Source organism: Roseimicrobium sp. ORNL1 (genome assembly GCF_011044495.1).
Lineage (GTDB): Bacteria > Verrucomicrobiota > Verrucomicrobiia > Verrucomicrobiales > Verrucomicrobiaceae > Roseimicrobium.
In genome coordinates, this window is record NZ_CP049143.1 from 3,081,739 (window position 1) to 3,104,300 (window position 22,562).

Sequence of the window (22,562 nt, forward strand, 5' to 3'; positions counted from 1 at the left end):
TAGTGAGTTGCCGAGCGCTTGAGCGTTTCAGCTTCTGCCAAGCGGCAAATCGATTGTCGCGCCCTCTTCAGGATGCTTCTTGTCGAGGGCGTGAAGACGGAAGCTGGCCGTTGCGGGTGTGGTTGTCACTTCCACCCAACCGTTGGGACGTTCCTTCTGAAACACATAAGCGACCGGCGGCAGGTTGATGAGGTGTAGTCCTGATTCCCGCTTCTGGTGGGCCCAGGTGTGAGTGTGCCCATAGACATAGGCCTTCACGTGACGATGTCCTTCGAGCAAGGTGATGAAGGCTTCGGTATCCACCAGTCCGGTCACCTTGACTGTCGTGCTCTCAGCGTTGTCGGGCTGCGGAGCGGGGAGGAATTGGGGATTGTGATGGCCCACGACAATGGCTGGCTTGTCCGCATGAGCCTTCAATGCGGCATCCAGCCAGCGGTGTTGCTCTTCGCCCAGCTCTCCTTCCACCTTGTTGGTCACGCGCAGCGTGTCGATGAGGAACCAGTTCACATGACGTCCCTCCACGAGCGCGACATGCTTGCTCTCGATGAGTGTCGGAGTACCGGGCTTCACCACGGCACGGAAATTCGCGCGGTCATCATGGTTGCCCATGCCGATGTGCAGTGGTGGGGCCGAGCTGCCAAGCAGCGGGGCGAGTTGTGTCAGTAGTTGTTCGTAATCCCCCACCTGACCCTCATTGAGTGCGGCGTCACCATTCAGCAGTACAGCGGAAGGGGATGCTGTCATGGCCTTGACCTCGGCCACCACGGCTTTCAGGTTCGCACAGAGGTTTGTCTCGCGGAGGACTTTGTCAGGGTCGGCCGCGATGTGCGTGTCCGAGAGGATGGCAAAGGATTCAGCATCGCTCGCTGCAGCGGAGGCACCGAACCGGGGCAGAAGGCCTCCACCGAGCAATGCAGTGGCGCCAAGAAAGCGACGGCGGGAACAAGAGGCAAAATGGATGGGCATGGCAAAGGGGCGTGGAGAGAACCAGATGAAGTCGTCTTGATGAGAAGACGCAGCCAGCAGTGCGGACGTTTCAAGATGCCGACTCAAACAGGAGCGTCTTATGCTCGTCTGATTCGCAAGGTGAAACTCAGGAGCAAGGTAAGCATCTGCCTATCTTGACAAAGGGCTGGCTGCCCTGCCTTGTGCAGGCGCATGATTTCTTTCGCTGCCTTCTCACGCACTGCCGCGTTGCTATGCGGCCTCACGCTCTCACTCCATGCCGCCACGGAGGCGGACGTGGTGGTGTATGGCGCCACTCCGGGGGGATTCTGCGCTGCCATCGCCGCCGCGCGGGAGGGCTCCTCGGTGGTGCTCCTGGAGCCGACGGATCACGTCGGTGGAGTGAATACCGGAGGTCTGAGCTTCAGCGATTCCAATCAAACGGTGCGCACCACCGTGCTTGGGCTCTTTGAGGAATGGCACCTCCGCGTTGAAAAGAACTACCAGGAGCGCGGCATCGCACTGCCCTACAAGGTGAGCGAGAAAGATACCAAGCCCTGGACCTATGAACCCCATGTGGCTGCGAAGATCACGAAGCAAATGCTCGATGAAGCCGGCGTGAAGGTGATGACGAAGCGCGTCCTGAAGAGTGTGGTCAAGGATGGCGGACGCATCAAGCATGTCGCGACAAGTGACGGCGAGTTCGCCGCCAAGGTCTTTGTGGATGCCACGTACGAAGGTGACTTGATGGCGGCCGCAGGAGTGAGCTGGACTATCGGTCGCGAGGGGAAAAAGGAATACAACGAATCATTCGCGGGCAAGCAGTACCCCAAGGGGAAGATGGCCATCTCCGGTGTGGATGCCTCAGGCCGTCCGCTGCCGCTCATCACCACCACCGACGCGGGTCCTGAGGATGAAGGCGATAAGAATGTGATGGTCTACAGCTTCCGCCTCTGCGTTACCAAGAATCCGGCGAATCGTGTGCCCTTCCCCAAGCCAGCGAATTACGATCCCGCCCGCTTCGAGGTGGTGCGGCGCTATTATGCGCAGGAGAAGCGCCCGCATCTGCTGTGGGACCTGTACGCGCTACCGGATGGCGACAAGTTCGATGCCAACAACGGGATTGGAAAACAATTCTCCATGGGGCTCGTGGGTGCGTGCAATGGATGGAGCGAGGCGGATGAAGCGGGCCGTGCCAAAATCTGGGAGGAGCACAAGCAGTACACCCTTGAGCTGTATCATTTCCTCACGACGGACCCGGTGGTGCCGGAGAATCTGCGCAAGCAACTCGGAGAACTCGGCCTGTGCCGTGATGAATTCGCGAACTACGGCCACTGGTCTCCCCAGCTCTATGTGCGTGAAGGGCGCCGCATGAAGGGCATGTATGTCGTGAGCCAGAAGGACATCATGGACGAGCCCGCGAAGGAGGACCCCATCGTGGTATCCTCCTTCCCGATTGACTCGCACGACTGCCAGCGCGTGGCCACGGCGGATGGTGTGATCAACGAAGGCACCATCTTCCCTGTGCGCATGGAGCGGCGCAGAAACGGTTACCCCTATCATATTCCTTACCGCGCCATTCTCCCGAAGCCGGGCGAGTGTGAGAATCTGCTCGTACCGGTGGCGCTCTCCTGCACGCACGTGGCCATCTCGTCCATCCGCGTGGAACCGACCTGGATGATCCTGGGCCAAAGCGCGGGCGTCGCCGCCGCACTGAGTGCGAAGCAGAATGTCTCTGTGCAGCAGCTTCCCTATCCAGTGCTGCGTGAGCGCTTGCTGGCCCAGAAGCAGGTGCTGGATCTGCCCGTACTGCCGGACCTTCCTCCGGAGGCCAAGGGCACGGTGAGCATTGACCCCAAGACTCTCCCAGGCATCGTGCTTGACGATGCGAAGGCAGAGCTGAAGGGGCCCTGGAGCAGCTCCAGCAGCTTCAAGCCGCATGTAGGAACCGGCTATCTTCACGATGACCGCCGCGCTGATGGCCAATCCATCGCCACGTTCCGCTTCAAGGTACCGGACTCAGGCCACTACGAGGTTCGCATGGCCTACTCCCCACATCAAACGCGGGCGGCCAAAGTGCCGGTGATCATCCAGAGCGGTGATCGCAAGGTGGAGCTGACTGTCGATCAAACACAGCCGCTTCCTGCAGGCGAGGCCTTCCGGAGCGTGGGCTCAGTGCAGCTCGAGCGCGGAGTGGAGACCACCCTGCAGATCAGCAACAAGGACACGGACGGATTTGTCATCCTGGATGCCGTGCAGCTCTTGAAGGAGAAGGAGTGATGTGGTCTAAGCCTGGCGTCTCGGTGCATTCGTCAGGAACAGACTGGGGTGGGGGATGAAGATGAAAAGGAAATCGCTTGAGAAGCGTTTTCCACCTTCTCCCTCGCTTCAAATCAAATGATACGCCTCCTCCTCCTGATGGCAGTCTTCTCGTCTGCCGTCCCTGCCTTTGCGGACCCCGAATATGAAGTCGTGCGCGACTGGCCGGCGCTGCCCGAGGGAAAGTCACTCGGCTTGTGTGCCGGTGTGGGGATTGACTCCCATGACAATGTCCTTGTCTTCCACCGCAACGGCCGCGCCTGGTCGAATCCCTTTCCCACGGAACCCATTGCAGGGCCGACTGTCAGCCTCATCGATGGTCGCACCGGAAAGCTGCTCGCCTCATGGGGAGCGGGCGAGTTCATCATGCCGCATGGGCTCACCGTGGATCATGAGGACAACGTCTGGCTCACGGACGTGGGCCGCCAGCAGGTGTTCAAGTACAGCCATGATGGGCGTCTCCTGCTGACGCTCGGCGAGCGCGGAAAACCGGGTGCGGACAAGGAGCATTTCAACTATCCGACCGATGTCACGGTGCTGTCCGATGGCTCGTTCTACGTGAGCGATGGCTATCGGAATACACGGGTGGTGAAGTTCAATCCTGCCGGGCAGTACGAATTCGAGTGGGGCACCAAGGGCAGCGGACCGGGACAGTTCAATCTTCCCCATGGCATCGCGATCGATGGTGGTGGACGTGTAGTTGTCTGTGATCGAAGCAATGCACGCCTGCAGGTCTTCGACCCGCGCGGTGGATTTATCGCCGAGTGGAAAGGCCCTGAGATTGGGCGTCCCTATGGAGTGAGTGTCGACGCGCATGGGCATGTCTTTGCGATCGATGGTGGAGATCAGTTAAAGGGTAAGCTCGATCGCTCGAAGGCCGTGGAACTCGATGCTGCAGGCGCCGTGGTGAACACCTTTGGATCTTTTGGCGCAGGGCCTGGGCAGTTCCAGCTCGGGCACGACATCGCGGTGGCCCACGACGGCTCTGTTTATGTCGCGGAAGGAAAGGGGCAGCGAGTGCAGAAATTCATTCGCCGATCCAGCGGTGATCGTGAGGGTGGGGGAGCGGCATCTCCCTCGCCCCGGTGAGAGTGTGCGATTGGGCCTGCGTTGGTTGGAGAGGACCGATGGGACCTTTTACCCAAAGCCTCAGCTGACCCTTGAATGCTGTTTCCTCACAGCGGTAGCAGGAGGGGATTTCCTCGCAGTCACCCCAGTAGGTGACTACCCGAGTGCCCTCGGGGAGGAGAGAAAGCTCGGTGTGAACCCACTTCGTGTAAGCGAGATAGAGGGTGTCATCCAGCGTCACCGCTTCATCGATACGCAGTGACTCAATCACATTCTCTTCAAAGGGATTAAAGATGTAGAAGGCATCGAAGTCCCGGAAATTCACGTCGGTGATATTGGCCTGAATGATCTCTGCGCGCGGGATGTCATACTTCCGGAACATGCTCCTCCCCGTGCGGCATAGATGCCCCCGCTGCTCCACCCCGGTGAAATGCCCGGGAGTAGTGGCGGCTCCAATGGCGCAAAATTTTCCGGGGCCGCATCCTACATCCAGCACGCGGGTGCCAGGCTCTGTCACCAGCCACTGGGCTGCCTGACGGGCGGCGTCCACCGAAGTCCAATGACAGGGAGAGAGATTTTGGATGTTCTCTGGGAATGCCTCGTCAAAGTTCTCATCACTCATCAGGTGAAGAGGTTTCCCTGCGCGGCCGCGGGATGGTGGCGCGGCTGCGGCAAGAGATTCTGAAGGCATGCCCCCACAGTAGCGCACTTGCCGTGCAAGTCTCCTTCAACCTGCATCTCGCCAGAAGCCAGCCCCGTAGCGAGAGGGCTTCCATGTCTGCCCACTGCGAATTTGTATGCGTGCCTGCTCCATGGTGTGAGAGGGAATGATGACGTGTATCAGGAGAAGGCGGCGTCCTCCCCTTGCGGTGTGTTGCGGGGCAGGTCCCCCGGGAATCCTCGCGAGGGCAGGGGAGGATGCCGGTCGTGATAGGTCTCCTTTATAAGTCTTATGCCTAAAAAATGACTTAGAACTGATATTTTTATTGCATTAGTTGTGCTAAAATTGCAGAATTTAGTCCTGCACATCATACACAGGTATTTCGATTTTAAGTCTCCCAACGTCTTCCGAATCCCGACTGCCGTCTCCAATTCAAAGTCGTATTTGCGACTGGTGGCGATGGCTCATGAGAGCTGAATGCTTGGCTCTTATGGTGTTGGAACGGAGTCTCTTCCAGCGCGGGATTACCTCCCGCATACCCCCGCTCTAAGTTTCGCTCGCCAGCTAGGGGTAATTAGTCCTTTGGGTATATGAAATTTATGGTTTTTGTTCGAAATTCGATAAAGATCTAAACGCATGATAAAGCATTCGCTGTTCGCTGTTCTCTGCCTGACCGTGATGGATCTCCATGCTATTGTGCTCTCTCCGAGCACTTTGCAGGTCTCAGGCCATCAGCAACCGCAAAGCATTCAGAAGGCAGCCTCAGGCGTAGGAATGGGCGAAGCAGGCGTGGAGCCGACTGCGTTTCCTTTTTGGGAGAATATCGGGACCGTGGGCATGGGCACGGGACTCTACTTGGGAGATGGCTGGGTACTCACGAGTACCCACGTGGGATGCCTGCCCTTCGTCCTCTCCGATGGCAGTGTCTACCGGCCGATTGCAGGGACTTGGCAGCCGCTCAAGAATGCAGATGGCTCCAAGTCAGATGTGGCTGTGTTTCAGGTCAATCAAGGGGTGAGTGACTCCGCATTGCGGAAGCTGTCCGGCATTTCCATCTCGACGGATACGGTGGAAGCACAGACCCCAGTGCTCCTCGTGGGAACTGGGTATGTGGAGAAGAAATCCGCAGGGGAACAGAATCCCGTGCGCTTCGGCGCCTACCAAAGGACTACCCGGGAGAAGCGCTGGGCCCTGGCCACCACGAATGAAGTCACTGCCCCAGCAGCGACCCAAGGCGGGCTGAAGACCCATTGCTTCGCGACGACTTTCCGTGCACAAGCCTTTGGCGGTCAGGCGGCTGAGGGGGACTCGGGTGGAGCTGCTTTTGTCTTCGATGCCGATGAGCGGCAGTGGAAGCTGGCGGGATGCATCTTTGCTGTCTCCCAAGTGAACGCGTTTGTGCCATACGGTGCCAGGACGTACGTAGGAGATTTGGCAGTGTACAGCTCGCAGATTGACGAGCTCGCCTGCTGTTCCGGTCACTGATTTGGTGGCGCAATGTTACTGCTGCCATTCCTGAGGTAAAGGTTGCCCCTGCACGTACAGGGGGAGGAAAGGGATTTTGTCGCCTCGCAGGCCTGAAATTCAGGCCGAAATTGCATTCTATTTAAATTTTTTTATACAAATGCGGCTCGTTGGCAATGAGGAGCTAAAGAAGTATTGCAATTTGTAAAAATGTTCGTCAGAGAAATAATTGTTCAGAAATTTCTAGACAACTCTGAATGTCGGTTTACTCGTGGTGGAAAGAAGTCATGGAGCTAATCCCTTAGTTCCTTCGTCGGTAAATCCCCGCAACAGTTTCAGTAACACACTGGAGAGTCAGTAATTCGGTTCGGATTATCGTTCCTGTCACAACACGCGTGATCGCGCGTCTTCGCGTCATTGCATATCTGCGTCGCACTTGTGTGAATGGCGAACCTCGCACCCTCAGGCCCACCTATGACCACTCGCCATGAAGATTTCAATCACCGAGTCCAATGCCTCAACAGGGAGGCACGAGACCAAAAACGTGGATGTCCAATCGGAAGCCCGCATTCCGGTTCAGCTTCAAGGTAACGTTCAGATTTCGAGAGACGGCGAACCGCCCGCCAGTGTCACAAAGTTGGCGGATGGCGTGGTGATTCAGTGGAAGGATGGGACTTTCGTGGTGTTGGTGCCCGAGGACGGCAACAACCTGGACCAACTCAAGCAGGTGAGCATCAATTCCGTGATGGATGGTGCGGCGGTGGATGAGTTCATGCTGTGGCGCGCGTCGTACGAAGACAGTCCGCTCGACTTTGCTGGGATGGGGCCCTATGGCCTGCCACTGCGCGACGTGGAGCAGGAAAATGCTGACCTCTTCAAGGAACCGGTCGCGGAGTCGGAACCCGCGGTCGCACCCCCGGCACCGCCTGCGCCTGACGTGGCGCCGGTGATCATCCCACCGCCTCCCGTGGATCTTCCTCCAAGCGCGGTTGATGACTCCAATTTCATCATCGAGTCGGACATCACGCCTTCCATCGCCGCGGGGAATGTGCTGCAGAATTTGATTCATGGGTTGTACAAGAACATTGGCCCGTTCTCGGATGTGGCCGATTCGGAACCCGAAGGCGGTCTTTTAACGCTCGTGAAGGCCGGTGTGCAGGGAGCGCTGGGAGCTGCGCTGGGCTTCAACGGAGTGACGGTGCAAGGGCAGTACGGCACGCTGATCATCCAGGCGAATGGGTCCTACATCTATGCCCTCAATCAGAACAATCCAGCTCCCGAAGCGCTCGACGAAGGAGAGAGCCTGGTAGAGACATTTTTCTACACCGTGTCAGACGCTACGGGGCAGACGGCCCAGGCCACGCTGACGATCACCATCTTCGGTACCAATGATGCCCCGGTGGCCAATGCGGATACGAACTGGGCTCAGGAGGATGTGTCCAATGCCAGCGGCAATGTGTTGCAGACGCTGGCACACAATGGAGCGCCCAACAACGGTCCGTTCAGTGATGTGGCGGATACCGATGTGGATATCGAGCCGCTGAGTGTTGGTTCGGTCAATGGAAGCGCGCTCAATGTGGGAGTTGCTGTGGCCGGCGCCTACGGCACGCTGACCCTCAATGCGGATGGCACCTACAACTATGTGCTCGACGCTCAAAATGCCACGGTGGATGGCCTTGATGACGGCGAGACGCTGACAGATGTCTTCAGCTACACTGCGACCGATGGTGATGCCAACGCTGGTGCCACACTGACGATCACCATCTTTGGCTCCAATGATGCGCCTATTGCCAATGCGGATACCAACTGGGCGCAGGAAGATGCGTCCGACGCGAGCGGCAATGTCCTGTTGACCCTCGCGCACAACGGAGCACCCAGCGGCGTGTTCAGCGACATCGCGGATACCGATGTGGATGGTGAGTCACTGACGGTGAGTGAGGTCAACGGTAGCGCGGGGAATGTGGGCGCGGCCGTGACCGGGACCTACGGCTCGGTGACGCTCAATGCGAACGGCACCTACAACTACGTGCTCAATAACGGTCACGCCGATGTGCAGGCCCTGGATGATGGTGAAACGTTGACTGATGTTTTCAACTACACCGCGACCGATGGCACAGCCAGTGCGGGAGCCACGCTGACGATCACCATCTTCGGGTCGAACGACACGCCGGTGGCCAATGCGGATACCAACTGGGCGAAGGAGGATGTGGTCGATGCCTCGGGCAATGTGCTGCTGACCCTGGCGCACAACGGAGCACCCAGCGGCGTGTTCAGTGACATCGCCGATACCGATGTGGACATTGAGCCGCTGACGGTGAGTGAGGTCAACGGTAGCGCGGGGAATGTGGGCGCGGCCGTGGCCGGGACCTACGGCTCGGTGACGCTCAATGCGAACGGCACCTACAACTACGTGCTCAATAACGGTCACGCCGATGTGCAGGCCCTGGATGATGGTGAAACGTTGACTGATGTTTTCAACTACACCGCGACCGATGGCACGGCCAGTGCGGGAGCCACGCTGACGATCACCATCTTCGGGTCGAACGACACCCCAGTGGCGAATGCGGACACGAACTGGGCGAAGGAGGATGTGGTCGATGCTTCGGGCAATGTGCTACTGACCCTGGCGCACAACGGAGCACCCAGCGGCGTGTTCAGTGACATCGCCGATACCGATGTGGACATTGAGCCGCTGACGGTGAGTGAGGTCAACGGTAGCGCGGGGAGTGTGGGCGCGGCCGTGGCCGGGACCTACGGCTCGGTGACACTCAATGCGAATGGTACCTACAACTACGTGCTCAATAACGGTCATGCCGATGTGCAGGCCCTGGATGATGGCGAGACACTCACGGACGTCTTCAACTACACCGCGACCGATGGCACGGCCAGTGCGGGAGCCACGCTGACGATCACCATCTTCGGGTCGAATGACGCCCCAGTGGCGAATGCGGACACCAACTGGGCCAAGGAGGATGTGGCCAATGCTTCGGGCAATGTGCTGCTCACCCTGGCGCATGCGGGTGCCCCGAGCGGCGTATTCAGTGACATCGCGGATACTGACGTGGACATTGAGCCACTTACTGTGAACACGGTCAACGGCGTGGCAGGCAATGTGGGAGCCGCAGTGCTTGGCACACACGGCACGCTCACACTCAATGGCAATGGCACCTACAACTACGTGCTCAACAACGGCAGCGCGGCTGTGCAGGCCCTGGACGATGGCGAGACACTCACGGACGTCTTCAACTACACCGCGACCGATGGCACGGCCAACGCAGGAGCCACGCTGACCATTACCATTTTCGGAACGAATGACGCGCCGGTGGCCAATGCGGACACCAACTGGGCGAAGGAGGATGTGGCCAATGCTTCGGGCAATGTGCTGCTCACCCTGGCTCATGCGGGAGCACCCAGCGGTGTATTCAGCGACATCGCGGATACGGATGTGGACATCGAGCCGCTGACTGTAAACACGGTCAATAGCGTGGCGGGCAATGTGGGCGTGGCGGTGGCAGGGACCTATGGCTCGGTGATGATCAATGGCAATGGCACCTACAACTACGTGCTCAACAATGGCAGCGCGGCTGTGCAGGCCCTGGACGATGGCGAGACACTCACGGACGTCTTCAACTACACCGCGACCGATGGCACGGCCAACGCGGGCGCCACGCTGACCATTACCATTTTCGGAACGAATGACGCGCCGGTGGCCAATGCGGACACCAACTGGGCGAAGGAGGATGTGGCCAATGCCTCGGGCAACGTGCTGCTCACCCTGGCGCATGCAGGTGCTCCCAGCGGCGTGTTCAGTGACATCGCGGACACTGATGTGGACATCGAGCCGCTGACTGTAAACACGGTCAACAGCGTGGCGGGTAATGTGGGCGTAGCGGTGGCAGGGACTTATGGCTCGGTGACAATCAATGGCAATGGGACCTACAACTACGTGCTCAACAACGGCAACGCGAGCGTGCAGGCCCTGGATGAGGGTGAGACGCTGACGGATGTCTTCAACTACACCGCGACCGACGGCACCGCCAACGCGGGAGCCACGCTGACCATCACCATCTTCGGAACGAACGATGCCCCGGTGGCCAATGCGGACACCAACTGGGCCAAGGAGGATGTCTCCGATGCCACCGGCAATGTGCTGCAGACGCTGGCGCATGCGGGCGCTCCCAGTGGTGTGTTCAGCGACATCGCGGATACGGATGTGGATATTGAGCCGCTCACGGTGAGTGCGGTGAATGGCGTGGCTGGCAATGTGGGCATCGCAGTGGCGGGCACGTATGGTGCGCTGACGCTGGGTTCCAATGGTGCCTACAGCTACATCTTGAATGATGCACATGCCTCAGTGCAGGCTCTGGATGATGGTGAGACCATCACGGACGTTTTCAACTACACCGCTACGGATGGTACAGCCAGCGCGGGCGCCACGCTGACGATCACCATCTTCGGGACAAATGACGCCCCGGTGGCCAATGCGGATACGAACTGGGCTCAGGAAGATGGAGCGGATGCGAGTGGCAACGTGCTGCAGACCCTGGTACACAATGGTGCGCCGAGTGGTGTCTTCAGTGACATTGCAGACACAGATGTGGATGTGGAACCGCTGACGGTGAGTTCCGTGAATGGCGTGGCAGGCAACGTGGGCATCGCAGTGGCGGGCACGTATGGCATGCTGACCTTGGGATCCAATGGTGCGTATAGTTACATCTTGAATGATGCACATGCGGCGGTGCAGGCCCTGGATGTGGGAGAAACGCTTACAGATGTATTCAGCTACACCGCCAACGACGGCAGTGCGAACTCGGCAGCGGCGACACTGACGATTACCATTTTCGGGGCGAACGACGCCCCGGTTGCCATTGCGGATACCAACTGGGCGCAGGAAGACGTGTCGGACGCCAGCGGCAACGTGTTGCAGACCTTGCTGCACAATGGCGCTCCCAGTGGTGTGTTTAGTGACATCGCAGACACGGACGCGGACTCGGAACCTCTCACCGTCAGCACGGTGAATGGCGTGGCGGGAAATGTGGGCAACGCGGTCGCGGGTACGTATGGCACGCTCACCCTGGGATCCAATGGTGCGTACAGCTACATTCTGAATGATGCGCATGCTGCGGTGCAGGCCCTGGACGTAGGCGAGACCATCACGGATGTGTTCACCTACACGGCCAACGACGGCAGCACCAATTCGGCGCCGGCTACGCTGACGATCACCATCTTCGGGACAAATGACGCCCCGGTGGCCAATGCAGATACCAACTGGGCGAAGGAGGATGTGGCAAACGCCTCGGGCAATGTGCTGCTTACCCTGGCGCATGCAGGAGCACCAAGCGGTGTGTTCAGTGACATTGCGGACACTGATGTAGACATCGAGCCGCTGACTGTGAATACGGTCAACAGTGTGGCGGGCAATGTGGGCGTGGCGGTCGCAGGGACCTATGGCTCAGTGACGATCAATGGCAATGGTACCTACAACTACGTGCTCAACAACGGCAACGCGAGCGTGCAGGCCCTGGATGAGGGTGAGACGCTGACAGATGTCTTCAACTACACCGCCACCGATGGCACGGCCAATGCAGGGGCCACGCTGACGATCACCATCTTCGGAACGAACGACGCGCCGATTGCCAATGCGGATACCAACTGGGCGAAGGAGGATGTGGCCAATGCCTCGGGTAATGTGCTGCTTACCCTGGCGCACGCGGGTGCCCCCAGTGGCGTGTTTAGTGACATCGCAGATACCGATGTGGACATTGAACCGCTGACTGTAAACACGGTCAACAGCGTGGCGGGCAATGTGGGCGTGGCGGTCGCAGGGACTTATGGCTCGGTGACGATCAATGGCAATGGCACCTACAACTACGTGCTCAACAATGGCAACGCGAGCGTGCAGGCCCTGGATGAGGGTGAGACGCTGACGGATGTCTTCAACTACACCGCGACCGACGGCACCGCCAACGGGGGGGCCACGCTGACCATCACCATCTTTGGCACGAACGATGCCCCGGTGGCCAATGCGGACACCAACTGGGCCAAGGAGGATGTGGCCAATGCTTCGGGCAATGTGCTGCTCACCCTGGCGCACGCGGGTGCCCCCAGTGGCGTGTTTAGTGACATCGCGGACACCGATGTGGACATCGAACCGCTGACTGTGAACACGGTCAACAGCGTGGCGGGGAATGTGGGCGTGGCCGTGGCAGGGACCTATGGCTCAGTGACGATCAATGGCAATGGTACCTACAACTACGTGCTCAACAACGGCAACGCAGCTGTGCAGGGCCTGGATGAGGGCGAGACGCTGACGGATGTCTTCAACTACACCGCCACGGACGGCACCGCCAACGCAGGCGCCACGCTGACGATTACCATCTTCGGGACGAATGACGCGCCGGTGGCCAATGCGGATACCAACTGGGCCAAGGAGGATTTCTCCGATGCTGCTGGCAATGTGCTGCAGACGCTGGCGCACGCGGGAGCGCCGAGTGGGGTGTTCAGTGACATCGCGGATACCGATGTGGATGTGGAGCCGCTCACGGTGAGTGCGGTGAATGGTGTGGCAGGCAATGTAGGCATCGCGGTGGCGGGCACGTATGGCACGCTGACGCTGGGTTCTAATGGTGCCTACAGCTACATCTTGAACGATGCACATGCCTCAGTGCAGGCTCTGGACGATGGTGAGACCATCACCGATGTGTTCACCTACACGGCGAGTGATGGCACGGCCAACAGTGCCTCGGCCACCCTGACCATCACCATCTTCGGCACGAACGATGCCCCGGTAGCCAATGCGGACACGAACTGGGCGCAGGAGGATGGAGCGGATGCCAGTGGCAATGTGCTGCAGACCCTGGCACACAATGGCGCGCCGAGTGGAGCATTCAGCGATATCGCGGACACGGATGTGGATGTCGAGCCTCTGACAGTGAGTTCCGTGAATGGTGTGGCTGGTAATGTGGGCATCGCAGTGGCAGGAACGTATGGCACGCTCACCCTGGGCTCCAACGGAGCGTACAGCTACATCCTCAATGATGCACATGCGGCGGTGCAGGCACTGGATGTGGGTGAGACTATCACGGATGTCTTCAGCTACACGGCCAATGATGGCACGGCAAACAGCGCCTCCGCTACACTGACCATCACGATCTTCGGCACGAACGACGCCCCGGTGGCCAATGCGGATACGAACTGGGCCAAGGAGGATGTGGCCAATGCCTCGGGTAATGTGCTGCTCACCCTGGCGCATGCGGGTGCCCCCAGCGGTGTGTTCAGCGACATCGCGGACACTGATGTGGACATCGAGCCGCTGACTGTAAACACGGTCAATAGCGTGGCGGGCAATGTGGGCGTGGCAGTGGCAGGGACCTATGGCTCGGTGACGATCAATGGCAATGGGACCTACAACTATGTGCTCAACAACGGCAACGCGAGTGTGCAGGCCCTGGATGAGGGTGAGACGCTGACGGATGTTTTCAACTACACCGCGACCGATGGTACCGCCAATGCGGGCGCCACGCTGACCATCACCATCTTTGGAACGAATGACGCGCCGGTGGCCAATGCGGATACGAACTGGGCCAAGGAGGACGTGGCCAATGCCTCGGGTAATGTGCTGCTCACCCTGGCGCATGCGGGAGCCCCCAGTGGCGTGTTTAGCGACATCGCGGACACCGATGTGGACGTCGAGCCGCTGACTGTGAACACGGTCAACAGCCTGGCGGGCAATGTGGGCGTGGCGGTGGCAGGGACCTATGGCTCGGTGACAATCAATGGCAATGGGACCTACAACTATGTGCTCAACAACGGCAACGCGAGCGTGCAGGCCTTGGATGAGGGCGAGACGCTGACGGATGTCTTCAACTACACCGCGACCGATGGCACGGCCAACGCGGGCGCCACGCTGACCATTACCATCTTCGGGACGAATGACGCGCCGGTGGCCAATGCGGATACCAACTGGGCGAAGGAGGATGTGGCCAATGCCTCGGGTAATGTGCTGCTCACCCTGGCGCACGCAGGCGCCCCGAGCGGTGTGTTTAGCGACATCGCGGACACCGATGTGGATATTGAGCCGCTGACTGTAAACACGGTCAATGCCGTGGCGGGCAATGTGGGCAATGCGGTGGCAGGGACCTATGGCTCGGTGACGATCAATGGCAATGGGACCTACAACTACGTGCTTAACAATGGCAACGCGAGCGTGCAGGCACTGGATGATGGCGAGACGCTGACGGATGTCTTCAACTACACCGCGACCGATGGGACGGCCAACGCGGGAGCCACATTGACGATTACCATCTTCGGAACGAACGATGTTCCGGTCGCGAATGCGGATACGAATTGGGCCAAGGAAGACGTCTCTGATGCCACCGGCAATGTGCTGCTCACCCTGGCGCACGCAGGTGCCCCCAGTGGTGTGTTCAGCGACATCGCGGATACCGATGTGGACATCGAGACACTCACGGTGAGTACGGTGAATGGGGTGGCTGGCAATGTGGGCAACGCGGTGGCGGGCACGTATGGCACGCTGACCCTCAACGGCAACGGCACCTACAGCTACATCTTGAATGACGCGCATGCCTCTGTACAGGCGCTGGATGATGGCGAGACCATCACCGATGTCTTCAACTACACGGCCAGCGACGGCACGGCCAGTGCAGGAGCCACGCTGACCATCACGATCTTCGGCACGAACGACGCACCCGTGGCCAATCCGGATACGAACTGGGCGCAGGAAGACGGAGCGGATGCCAGTGGCAATGTGCTCCAGACGCTGGTGCATGCAGGAGCGCCGAGTGGCTCCTTCAGCGACATTGCGGATACCGACGTGGATGTGGAGTCGCTGACGGTCAGCACGGTGAATGGCAGTGGGGCAAATGTGGGGGCCGCTATCGTTGGCCTCTACGGCACGCTGACGCTGAACAGCAATGGTTCGTACAACTACATCCTGAATGACGCGCTCGCTGCCGTGCAGGCACTGGATGTGGGAGAGACCCTGTCGGAGGCGTTTACCTACACCGCGAGCGATGGCACCGCCAGCAGTGCCTCGGCTTCACTCACCATCACCATCTTCGGCACGAACGACGCTCCGGTGGCCAATGCGGATACGAACTGGGCACAAGAAGACGGCGCGGATGCCAGCGGTAATGTGCTCCAGACGCTGCCGCACGCGGGCGCTCCGAGTGGTTCCTTCAGCGATATCGCGGATACGGATGTGGACATCGAGCCGCTGACGGTGAGCATGGTCAATGGCAGTGGGGCAAATGTGGGTGTCGCCATCGCAGGTCTCTACGGCACGCTGACGCTGAACAGCAATGGTTCGTACAACTACATCCTCAATGATGCCAATGCGACCGTGCAGGGGCTGGAAGCAGGGGAGACCATCACGGATGTCTTCAACTACACCGCCAACGATAGCAGCGCCAACAGTGCCTCCGCCACTCTGACCATCACCATCTTTGGATCGAACGACGCACCGCTGGTCGGCACGGGCACAGCTCTGGTGTCTGAGGAAGGTCTCCTGGGAGCGAACCCGGATACGGTGGGGAATCCTACGGATGGCACGAACAGCGCCACTGCTTCCGGCAGCATTTCCGTTTCGGATCCTGATGGGCAGCCTCTCACCGTCACGTTGGTGGCGCCTCCGCTGGGTACTTTCACCTCGGGGGGAGTGAATGTCACGTGGGTGGGTGGGGGAACGAATCACCTGGTGGGCAGCGTGGGTGCCACTCCGATACTGGATGTGGTGATCAACAACGCGGGCGCCTTTACTGTCACATTGCAAGGCCATATTGACCATGCGCCGGGAGATTTCGAGAACCTGTTCGTATTCGCTTTTGATGTGAATGTCTCGGACGGCATCACCACCGTGCCGACCTCGCTGACCGTCACCATCGAGGATGACAGCGCCACTGCCGGCAGCAATGCCGCGGTGATTGTAGACGATGATGATGTGGCGGGTGCGGGTGGGAATCCGGGGGGCACCGGCGACTTGGCTCCGGCCAATGCCACGGGAACGGTGGCCCACAGCTTTGGTGCGGATGGCGGTTCGATTGCCTGGCTGAACACGGGAGCGCCTGCGGGCTTCACCTATCAGGTCTCTGCCAACAACCTGCTGGTGAAGCAGGGCGCCACCACGGTGCTCACGATCAATCTGAACTCGAGCACCGGTGCCTACTCCGTGGTGCAGAATGCGGCCATCCTCCATGCGCTGCTGGCAAATGAGAATGATGCCAACTTCACGCTGAACTACCGCGTCACCGATGCGGATGGAGATTTTGTGGATGGCTCGCTCTCCCTGACGGTGAATGATGACACGCCGGTGAACATCGCGCCGCAGACGGAGATTCTGGTGAATGCCGCCGGCGCCTCCAGTTCCTCCGACCTTCCGCTGCCGCTGCTTGATGGGGATGGCAATGTGGACAATAACATGGGTGCTGACAAGCCCGGCACCATCGCCTTTGCGAATATCACGAATGGCCAGCAGGCCACGGGCGTCATTGGTGGGAACACGGTGAATCTCAGTTCTGGTGGTTCGCCCATCAAGCTGTACCTGGTGAACCATGACGCGAATGCCGCCACGCCAGATCAGCTGCAAGGATGGGTCAATGGGGCTCCGGGGGCTATGGGGGCCACGCAGGTCTTCAATGTCACTCTGAACCATGACCCGACCAATGTGGCGCAGGATACCTATCAGGTGAATGTGCTCAATCCCATCGGCGTCACGCAGCAGGTGGTGATAACGAATTTCGGGAACGTGGAGTCGGGTAACAATGAATTCCCGGTGCTGCAAAACCCCTTGGGCGTGAGCATTGACCAGGATCTGCTGTTCTCCTCGTACACTCGTGCGGCCAATGGTACCACCAACATCGCTACAGGTGGCTCGACTGTGAATACCAGTCAGCAAGGCATAGGTGTGGACAACCAGTCCATGAATGATACGGAAAATCTCCGTATTGATTTTGTTACTGGAGCATCAACCACTGGTGGCACGTACAACTACGGTGCCCATTACAATGTAAACAACTTCCTGTTCTCGATATCACAGACCAACAATGGTGGTCCCAATCATATCGAATTCTGGGTCCGGATTTACAATGCGAACAATGATCCCGGTGGTGCCAACACTGTCGCTGATGCGGTGGCGTTGAATACCGGAGACACGCAGCTTAATACCATCACAGCGTTGCAATGGTTTGATGCCAGCAGCAATACCACCACGTCCCTGGCCCTTGGCTCGCTGGTGAATGATGGGGCCGGTGGCTATCTTGTCACCGGACTGGATGTGAATGACACCATCCTGGTCACGGCATCTGGCGCTGGGTACAATCGGCTGGAAATTGAGAACCCCATATCGGGCGCTCATGGAGTGATCAATGCGGACCTGACAGGTGATAGGTTTGACATCGGGGGCCTTGCCTACTCCGCGGAAGTCATCAACGTCCCGCAGGTAGGTATGAGCTTCCAGGTGGCGCTGACTGATGCGGATGGTGATACGACCATCTCCACCAATCCCATCAATATCACGCTCAATGCGCCGGCACCGCCTGTGGCGCTGGACCTGAATGGCGATGGCGTGCACTACCTGACACACGATGATCCGGCAAATCACGTGAAATTCGATTTCAACGGGGACCATGTGGCGGACAAGGTCTCGTGGGTGTCTCATGAAGACGCCGTCCTGGTGCACGATCGCAATGGGGATCATCAGGTGAATGATTCCAGCGAGTTCGTCTTCACCCAGGGACATCCGGATGCGCACACGGACATGGAGGCGCTCCGCATGTACTTCGATGACAATCATGACGGCCTGCTGGATTCCCATGATAGTGTCTTCGCCAATCTCGGCATCTGGCAGGATGCCAACAGCAATGGTGTGAGTGACACAGGTGAGTTCCACACCATGGCGGATGCAGGCATTCAAAGTATTTCCCTGTTTACCGATGCCATAGCCCACACCACCGCCAATGGTGAAGTGCAGGTGCATGGCCAGTCGGTGGTGACGCATACAGACGGCACCACCAGCATCGCAGAAGATGCGACCTTCTCGGTCTTCTCCCAGCCGCAAGGTGACGCTCCCCAAGGACTGCTCGCAGCAGACCACGATACCGTGGAAGCTCTGCTGCCTCCTGTGTCAGCCCAGCCCGCCAGTGCTCCAACTCAGGACGGCGGTGGAGGTGGAGGTGATAGCGGCGGCGGCTCTGGCGCTCATGATTCTTCAAACTCTGCCCAACTGGCAGATTCGGGTTCCAATGGTGGACCCACGCCGGAACAAGAGGCAGCCCCCATGCCGGAACACCAGGCAGTTTCCGTCCCGGAATCCGTGGCGGCACCGGAAGATGCTCCCGCAGCCGTCGCTTAATCGACGGGCGGGAGAGCACTCGCATCATCCATACTCACACACGCACTCCTGGTCTTATGGTCGACCAATACGTTTCGCAGCCTCACGACATATCCGCGCCACCGTGCGCGGATGCTGATGAGCCCACAGATCCGCTTTTGAGCTGCCTCGCGCGCGTCGCGGAGTGGCATGGCGTTGAGTTCAATACGGAGGTGGTGCTTGCAGGCTTGCCTGTGGGACCGTCCGGAAAACTCACCGTGAGAGTCTTTGAGAAAGCTGCGCACGCAGCCGGATTCACGATTCAGGTGACCAAGCGGAAGCTTCGCAAACTCGCACGGCCGATTCTCCCAGCCATCCTCCTGATGAAGGATGAGAGTGTTGGCGTGCTGCTGCCGGGCAGGTCAGGGGACATCGAGTACGAAGCCATGGATGGCTCGGGCTCGGTACTCTCAGGGAATGCGCGTGCATTGCGCGTGGCCTACTCAGGTTATGCCATCTTGCTGCGCCGCCACGATGACTTCGCCTCGGTGTTGGGCGTGGCGGGGGAACTGGATCATGCAGCGCAGAGACGCCGCTGGTTCTGGAGCACGCTGTGGAAGTTCCGCGGGGACTACCTGCGACTGCTGCCAGCGTCCTTCCTCGTGAATCTCTTCGCGTTCGCCCTGCCGTTCTTCACCATGCTGGTGTACAACCGTGTCGTGCCGAACAGTGCGGAGGAGACGTTGTGGGTGCTGGCCACGGGTGTGGCTGCCATCTTTCTGTTCGAGTATCTCATGCGCCTGATGCGTGGCTTTGTGCTGAAGGAGAGTGGCCGCGAACTGGACAGGGTGCTGGCCAGTGACTTGTTCCTCCAGATCCTCTCGCTGGAGATGCGCGCGCGTCCTGCATCTTCAGGCTCGCTCGCAGGGCGTGCGAAGTCTTATGAGGTGCTGCGCGACTTCTTCGTCTCCGCCTCGTTGCTTGCACTGGCGGATGTGCCCTTCGCCATCCTGATGACCGCGGCCACCTTCTTCCTCGGTGGGCAGGTGATTGGCTGGCTCATGATCGCCTCGATTTCCATCACCATCTTGTTCCAGATGTTGATTCAGCCGGCATTGCGGCGCTCTGTGGTGGGAGGCTCGGAGTCCGGGTTGGAGCGGCAGACGTTGGTCTCCGAAACGGTGAATGGCCTGGAGACGGTGAAGGCCTCGAATGCCGAGGGGGCCCTTCTCGCGAAGTTTGAGCGCGCGGTGACGGAGTCCTCACGCAAGGAGGTGCGCTCGCACTGGTACTCCCTGCTTGGTGACTCCACCACGAAGGCCATCATCAATCTTACCTCCATCGCGATCGTCGTGGTGTCGGTGTATCAGATTCAGAAAGGCGAGATGAGCCTCGGCGGCATGATTGCCTGTGTGATGCTCGGTGGCCGCATCATGACACCGCTGGCCATGGCGGCTGGATTGATGACACGGCTCCAGCAGGCCCTGCATGCCCTCAGTGGATTGAATTCCATGATGGCGATGCCACGGGAAACGGCGGAGGACAGGATGTTCATCCAGAAGCGCTCCTTCAAGCCCACGTATGATTTCAATCATGTGAGCCTTTCCTACCCGGGGCAGACAATGCCGTCGATTGCGGATCTCTCGCTGCGCATCGAGCAAGGAGAGAGGATCGCGCTGCTGGGCCGGATGGGGTCAGGGAAGAGCACGCTGCTGCGGCTCATGACGAAGATCTATGAGCCCAGCTCAGGAGAGATCACGTTGGATGGCATAGCCATGGCTCAGTATCACCCCGCGGTGATCCGTGAGCACGTGGGCTATCTCCCGCAGAATGCCGCCATCTTTTCCGGCACGCTGAAGGATAACATCACCCTGGGTGCGCGGAACATCACTGATGAACAGGTGATGGACACCGTGCAGATGGTGGGGCTGGCCTCCTTCGTGGTGAGGAATTCGGCAGGCATCCATGCCCAGGTGGGAGAGCAGGGTTCCCTGCTCTCCGGTGGCCAACGACAGGCACTCACCCTCGCGCGTGTGCTGGTCCGCCGGCCCAAGATGCTGCTGTTGGATGAACCCACCGCCAGCCTCGATCTGCAGGCCGAGCAACAATTCATGAACTGTCTGGGAAACTACCTCGCGGGAGATCCTGCACGCACCCTGGTGGTGTCCACGCACAAGTCGAACCTCCTCAAGCTCACCAACCGCGTCATCATCCTGCATGAGGGCAAGGTGCATCATGATGGTCCTTCAGAGAATGCCATTGAGCAGCTCAATGACAAGGCACGGGCACAGCATCCACTTGCCGCACAACCACAAGTTCGCGCATCCAGAGTATGAGCACGGTACTACATTTCAGGGACGGTCAGGACGCGAGCGCTCGCAAGGGCTGGCGCGCATCTGACATGCGGCGCAACTCCACGCACGGGGACACCAGGAAGCGACGCGAGATTGTGGAGAATGAGGACGCGGATTTCGTGAGCGGAGCGCGAGTGCTGCTCAGCCGTCGCGGGCGGAAGTTGCGTGCGCTCGGTCCCTGGCTGGCAGTCGGCTGCGTGGGACTTTTCGTGTGGTGGGCCTCGCAGGCGGAGATCGAGGAGGTAACCCGAGGTCATGGAAAGGTGATTCCCTCTCAAGCGGTGCAAATCATCCAGAGTCTGGAAGGCGGCCTTGTCGAAGAGCTGAATGTCGAGGAAGGACAGACGGTGGAAATAGGCCAGCCACTGGTGCGGATTCGTGATGTTATCTTCGCCTCGAACTATCAGGAGAACGTGGCGCGTCGCGAGGTGCTGGAGGCGCGCCTGGTGCGGCTGCAGGCAGAGACGGAGCGGGCGCCTGGTGTCGTCTTCCCTCCCGGCGTGCGTGAGGATCTGGTGGCGACGGAGAGCAAGCTTTTCGAAAAACGCAAGGCCGACCGGCTCGCCACTCAGGCCAGTCTGGAGAGCCGGCTCAAACTGATGCGTCGCGAAGAAGATCTCTTGCAAACAGGTGCTGCGACCCGCGCCGTGTCACCGATTGAGATCATACGCGCCCAGAAGGAGATTGCCGCGGTGGTGGGGGACTTGCAGACTTTAAATTCGAACTTCGAGCGCCTCGCCATGGAGCAACTGGACAAGGATCGCGTGGAGTATGAGTCGGTGATGCAGGCCATCAAGCGGGACAAGGACCGGCTCGATCGCACGGTGATTCGTTCTGAGGTGCGCGGCATCGTGAACAAGATTTACATCAACAGCGTCGGTCGTGTGGTGCCGAGTGGTGCGGACATCATGGCCATCGTCCCGCTGGATGACACGTTGCTCCTGGAGGCCTACATCAAGCCCTCGGACATCGGCTTCCTCAGTCCGGGCGCAAAGGCGCGGGTGAAGTTCACTGCCTATGACTTCTCCATCTACGGCGGGTTGGACGGAGAGGTGGAGCGCATCGGTGCAGATACGGTGACGGATGAGCCCGGCAGACCCGCACGCACCACGGCGGGACTCGGAGCCTCACGGCAGGAGGCCAGCTACTATCCCATCAGTGTGCGCACGCACAAGAATACCTTGGGCATGGATAAAAAAGGCAGAGAGCTTTCCATCATTCCCGGCATGGTTGCCGAGGTAGACATCATCACTGGCAGAAAGACAATCCTCAACTATCTGCTCACGCCGATTTATCGAGCGAAGGAGCGCGCCCTTCGCGAGCGCTGAGAGATACAAACCATCACTGCTGAAGACTCGCAGGTCGACACGGCTGCCGCAAGACGGTACGCCGACCGGGATGCCACCCAGCGTCATGGCGGAGCTTT

Annotated in this window: 8 protein-coding genes; 6 read left to right on the top strand and 2 right to left on the bottom strand. The window is 59.3% G+C overall.

Going from position 1 to position 22,562, the window contains the following annotated elements; all coding sequences use genetic code 11:
• Nucleotides 1-27 precede the first annotated feature (27 nt).
• Nucleotides 28-966: a metallophosphoesterase gene (locus tag G5S37_RS12435; protein ID WP_165204320.1), complete on the bottom strand. Its 939-nt coding sequence runs from the start codon at nucleotides 964-966 to the stop codon at nucleotides 28-30.
• Nucleotides 967-1,158: 192 nt separating this feature from the next.
• Between G5S37_RS12435 and G5S37_RS12440 the strand changes: the two genes are divergently transcribed.
• On the top strand, nucleotides 1,159-3,225 hold the full coding sequence (locus G5S37_RS12440; protein ID WP_165204323.1) for an FAD-dependent oxidoreductase: 2,067 nt from the start codon (nucleotides 1,159-1,161) through the stop codon (nucleotides 3,223-3,225).
• 117 nt (nucleotides 3,226-3,342) lie between these two features.
• On the top strand, nucleotides 3,343-4,353 hold the full coding sequence (locus G5S37_RS12445; protein ID WP_165204326.1) for a peptidyl-alpha-hydroxyglycine alpha-amidating lyase family protein: 1,011 nt from the start codon (nucleotides 3,343-3,345) through the stop codon (nucleotides 4,351-4,353).
• On the opposite strand, the gene G5S37_RS12450 is transcribed toward G5S37_RS12445, so the two are convergent.
• Nucleotides 4,292-5,023, bottom strand: a complete 732-nt coding sequence (locus tag G5S37_RS12450) for a class I SAM-dependent methyltransferase (protein ID WP_165204329.1) — start codon at nucleotides 5,021-5,023, stop codon at nucleotides 4,292-4,294. The genes G5S37_RS12445 and G5S37_RS12450 overlap by 62 nt on opposite strands.
• A gap of 744 nt (nucleotides 5,024-5,767) precedes the next feature.
• On the opposite strand from G5S37_RS12450, the gene G5S37_RS12455 reads away from it, so the two are divergent.
• The 4 genes from G5S37_RS12455 (at nucleotide 5,768) to G5S37_RS12470 (ending at nucleotide 22,464) form a co-directional block, all read left to right on the top strand.
• The gene (locus G5S37_RS12455; protein WP_165204332.1) at nucleotides 5,768-6,478 is read left to right on the top strand and encodes a trypsin-like serine protease; all 711 of its coding nucleotides are present in this window, start codon (nucleotides 5,768-5,770) and stop codon (nucleotides 6,476-6,478) included.
• Nucleotides 6,479-6,944: 466 nt separating this feature from the next.
• Nucleotides 6,945-18,824, top strand: coding sequence for a VCBS domain-containing protein (locus tag G5S37_RS12460; protein ID WP_165204335.1), 11,880 nt, complete (start codon nucleotides 6,945-6,947; stop codon nucleotides 18,822-18,824).
• A gap of 137 nt (nucleotides 18,825-18,961) precedes the next feature.
• On the top strand, nucleotides 18,962-21,118 hold the full coding sequence (locus tag G5S37_RS12465) for a type I secretion system permease/ATPase (RefSeq protein ID WP_165204339.1): 2,157 nt from the start codon (nucleotides 18,962-18,964) through the stop codon (nucleotides 21,116-21,118).
• Complete coding sequence (locus tag G5S37_RS12470) at nucleotides 21,115-22,464, top strand: HlyD family efflux transporter periplasmic adaptor subunit (RefSeq protein WP_165204342.1); 1,350 nt, start codon at nucleotides 21,115-21,117, stop codon at nucleotides 22,462-22,464. Before G5S37_RS12465 ends, G5S37_RS12470 begins: the two co-directional genes overlap by 4 nt.
• Nucleotides 22,465-22,562: the final 98 nt, after the last annotated feature.

Bases quoted from the DNA above. Each gene is read 5' to 3' on its own strand.
- G5S37_RS12470 (WP_165204342.1), top strand. From the start codon at position 21,115: ATGAGCACGGTACTACATTTCAGGGACGGTCAGGACGCGAGCGCTCGC.
- G5S37_RS12450 (WP_165204329.1), bottom strand. From the start codon at position 5,023: ATGCCTTCAGAATCTCTTGCCGCAGCCGCGCCACCATCCCGCGGCCGC.
- G5S37_RS12440 (WP_165204323.1), top strand. From the start codon at position 1,159: ATGATTTCTTTCGCTGCCTTCTCACGCACTGCCGCGTTGCTATGCGGC.
- G5S37_RS12455 (WP_165204332.1), top strand. From the start codon at position 5,768: ATGGGCGAAGCAGGCGTGGAGCCGACTGCGTTTCCTTTTTGGGAGAAT.
- G5S37_RS12460 (WP_165204335.1), top strand. From the start codon at position 6,945: ATGAAGATTTCAATCACCGAGTCCAATGCCTCAACAGGGAGGCACGAG.
- G5S37_RS12445 (WP_165204326.1), top strand. From the start codon at position 3,343: ATGATACGCCTCCTCCTCCTGATGGCAGTCTTCTCGTCTGCCGTCCCT.
- G5S37_RS12435 (WP_165204320.1), bottom strand. From the start codon at position 966: ATGCCCATCCATTTTGCCTCTTGTTCCCGCCGTCGCTTTCTTGGCGCC.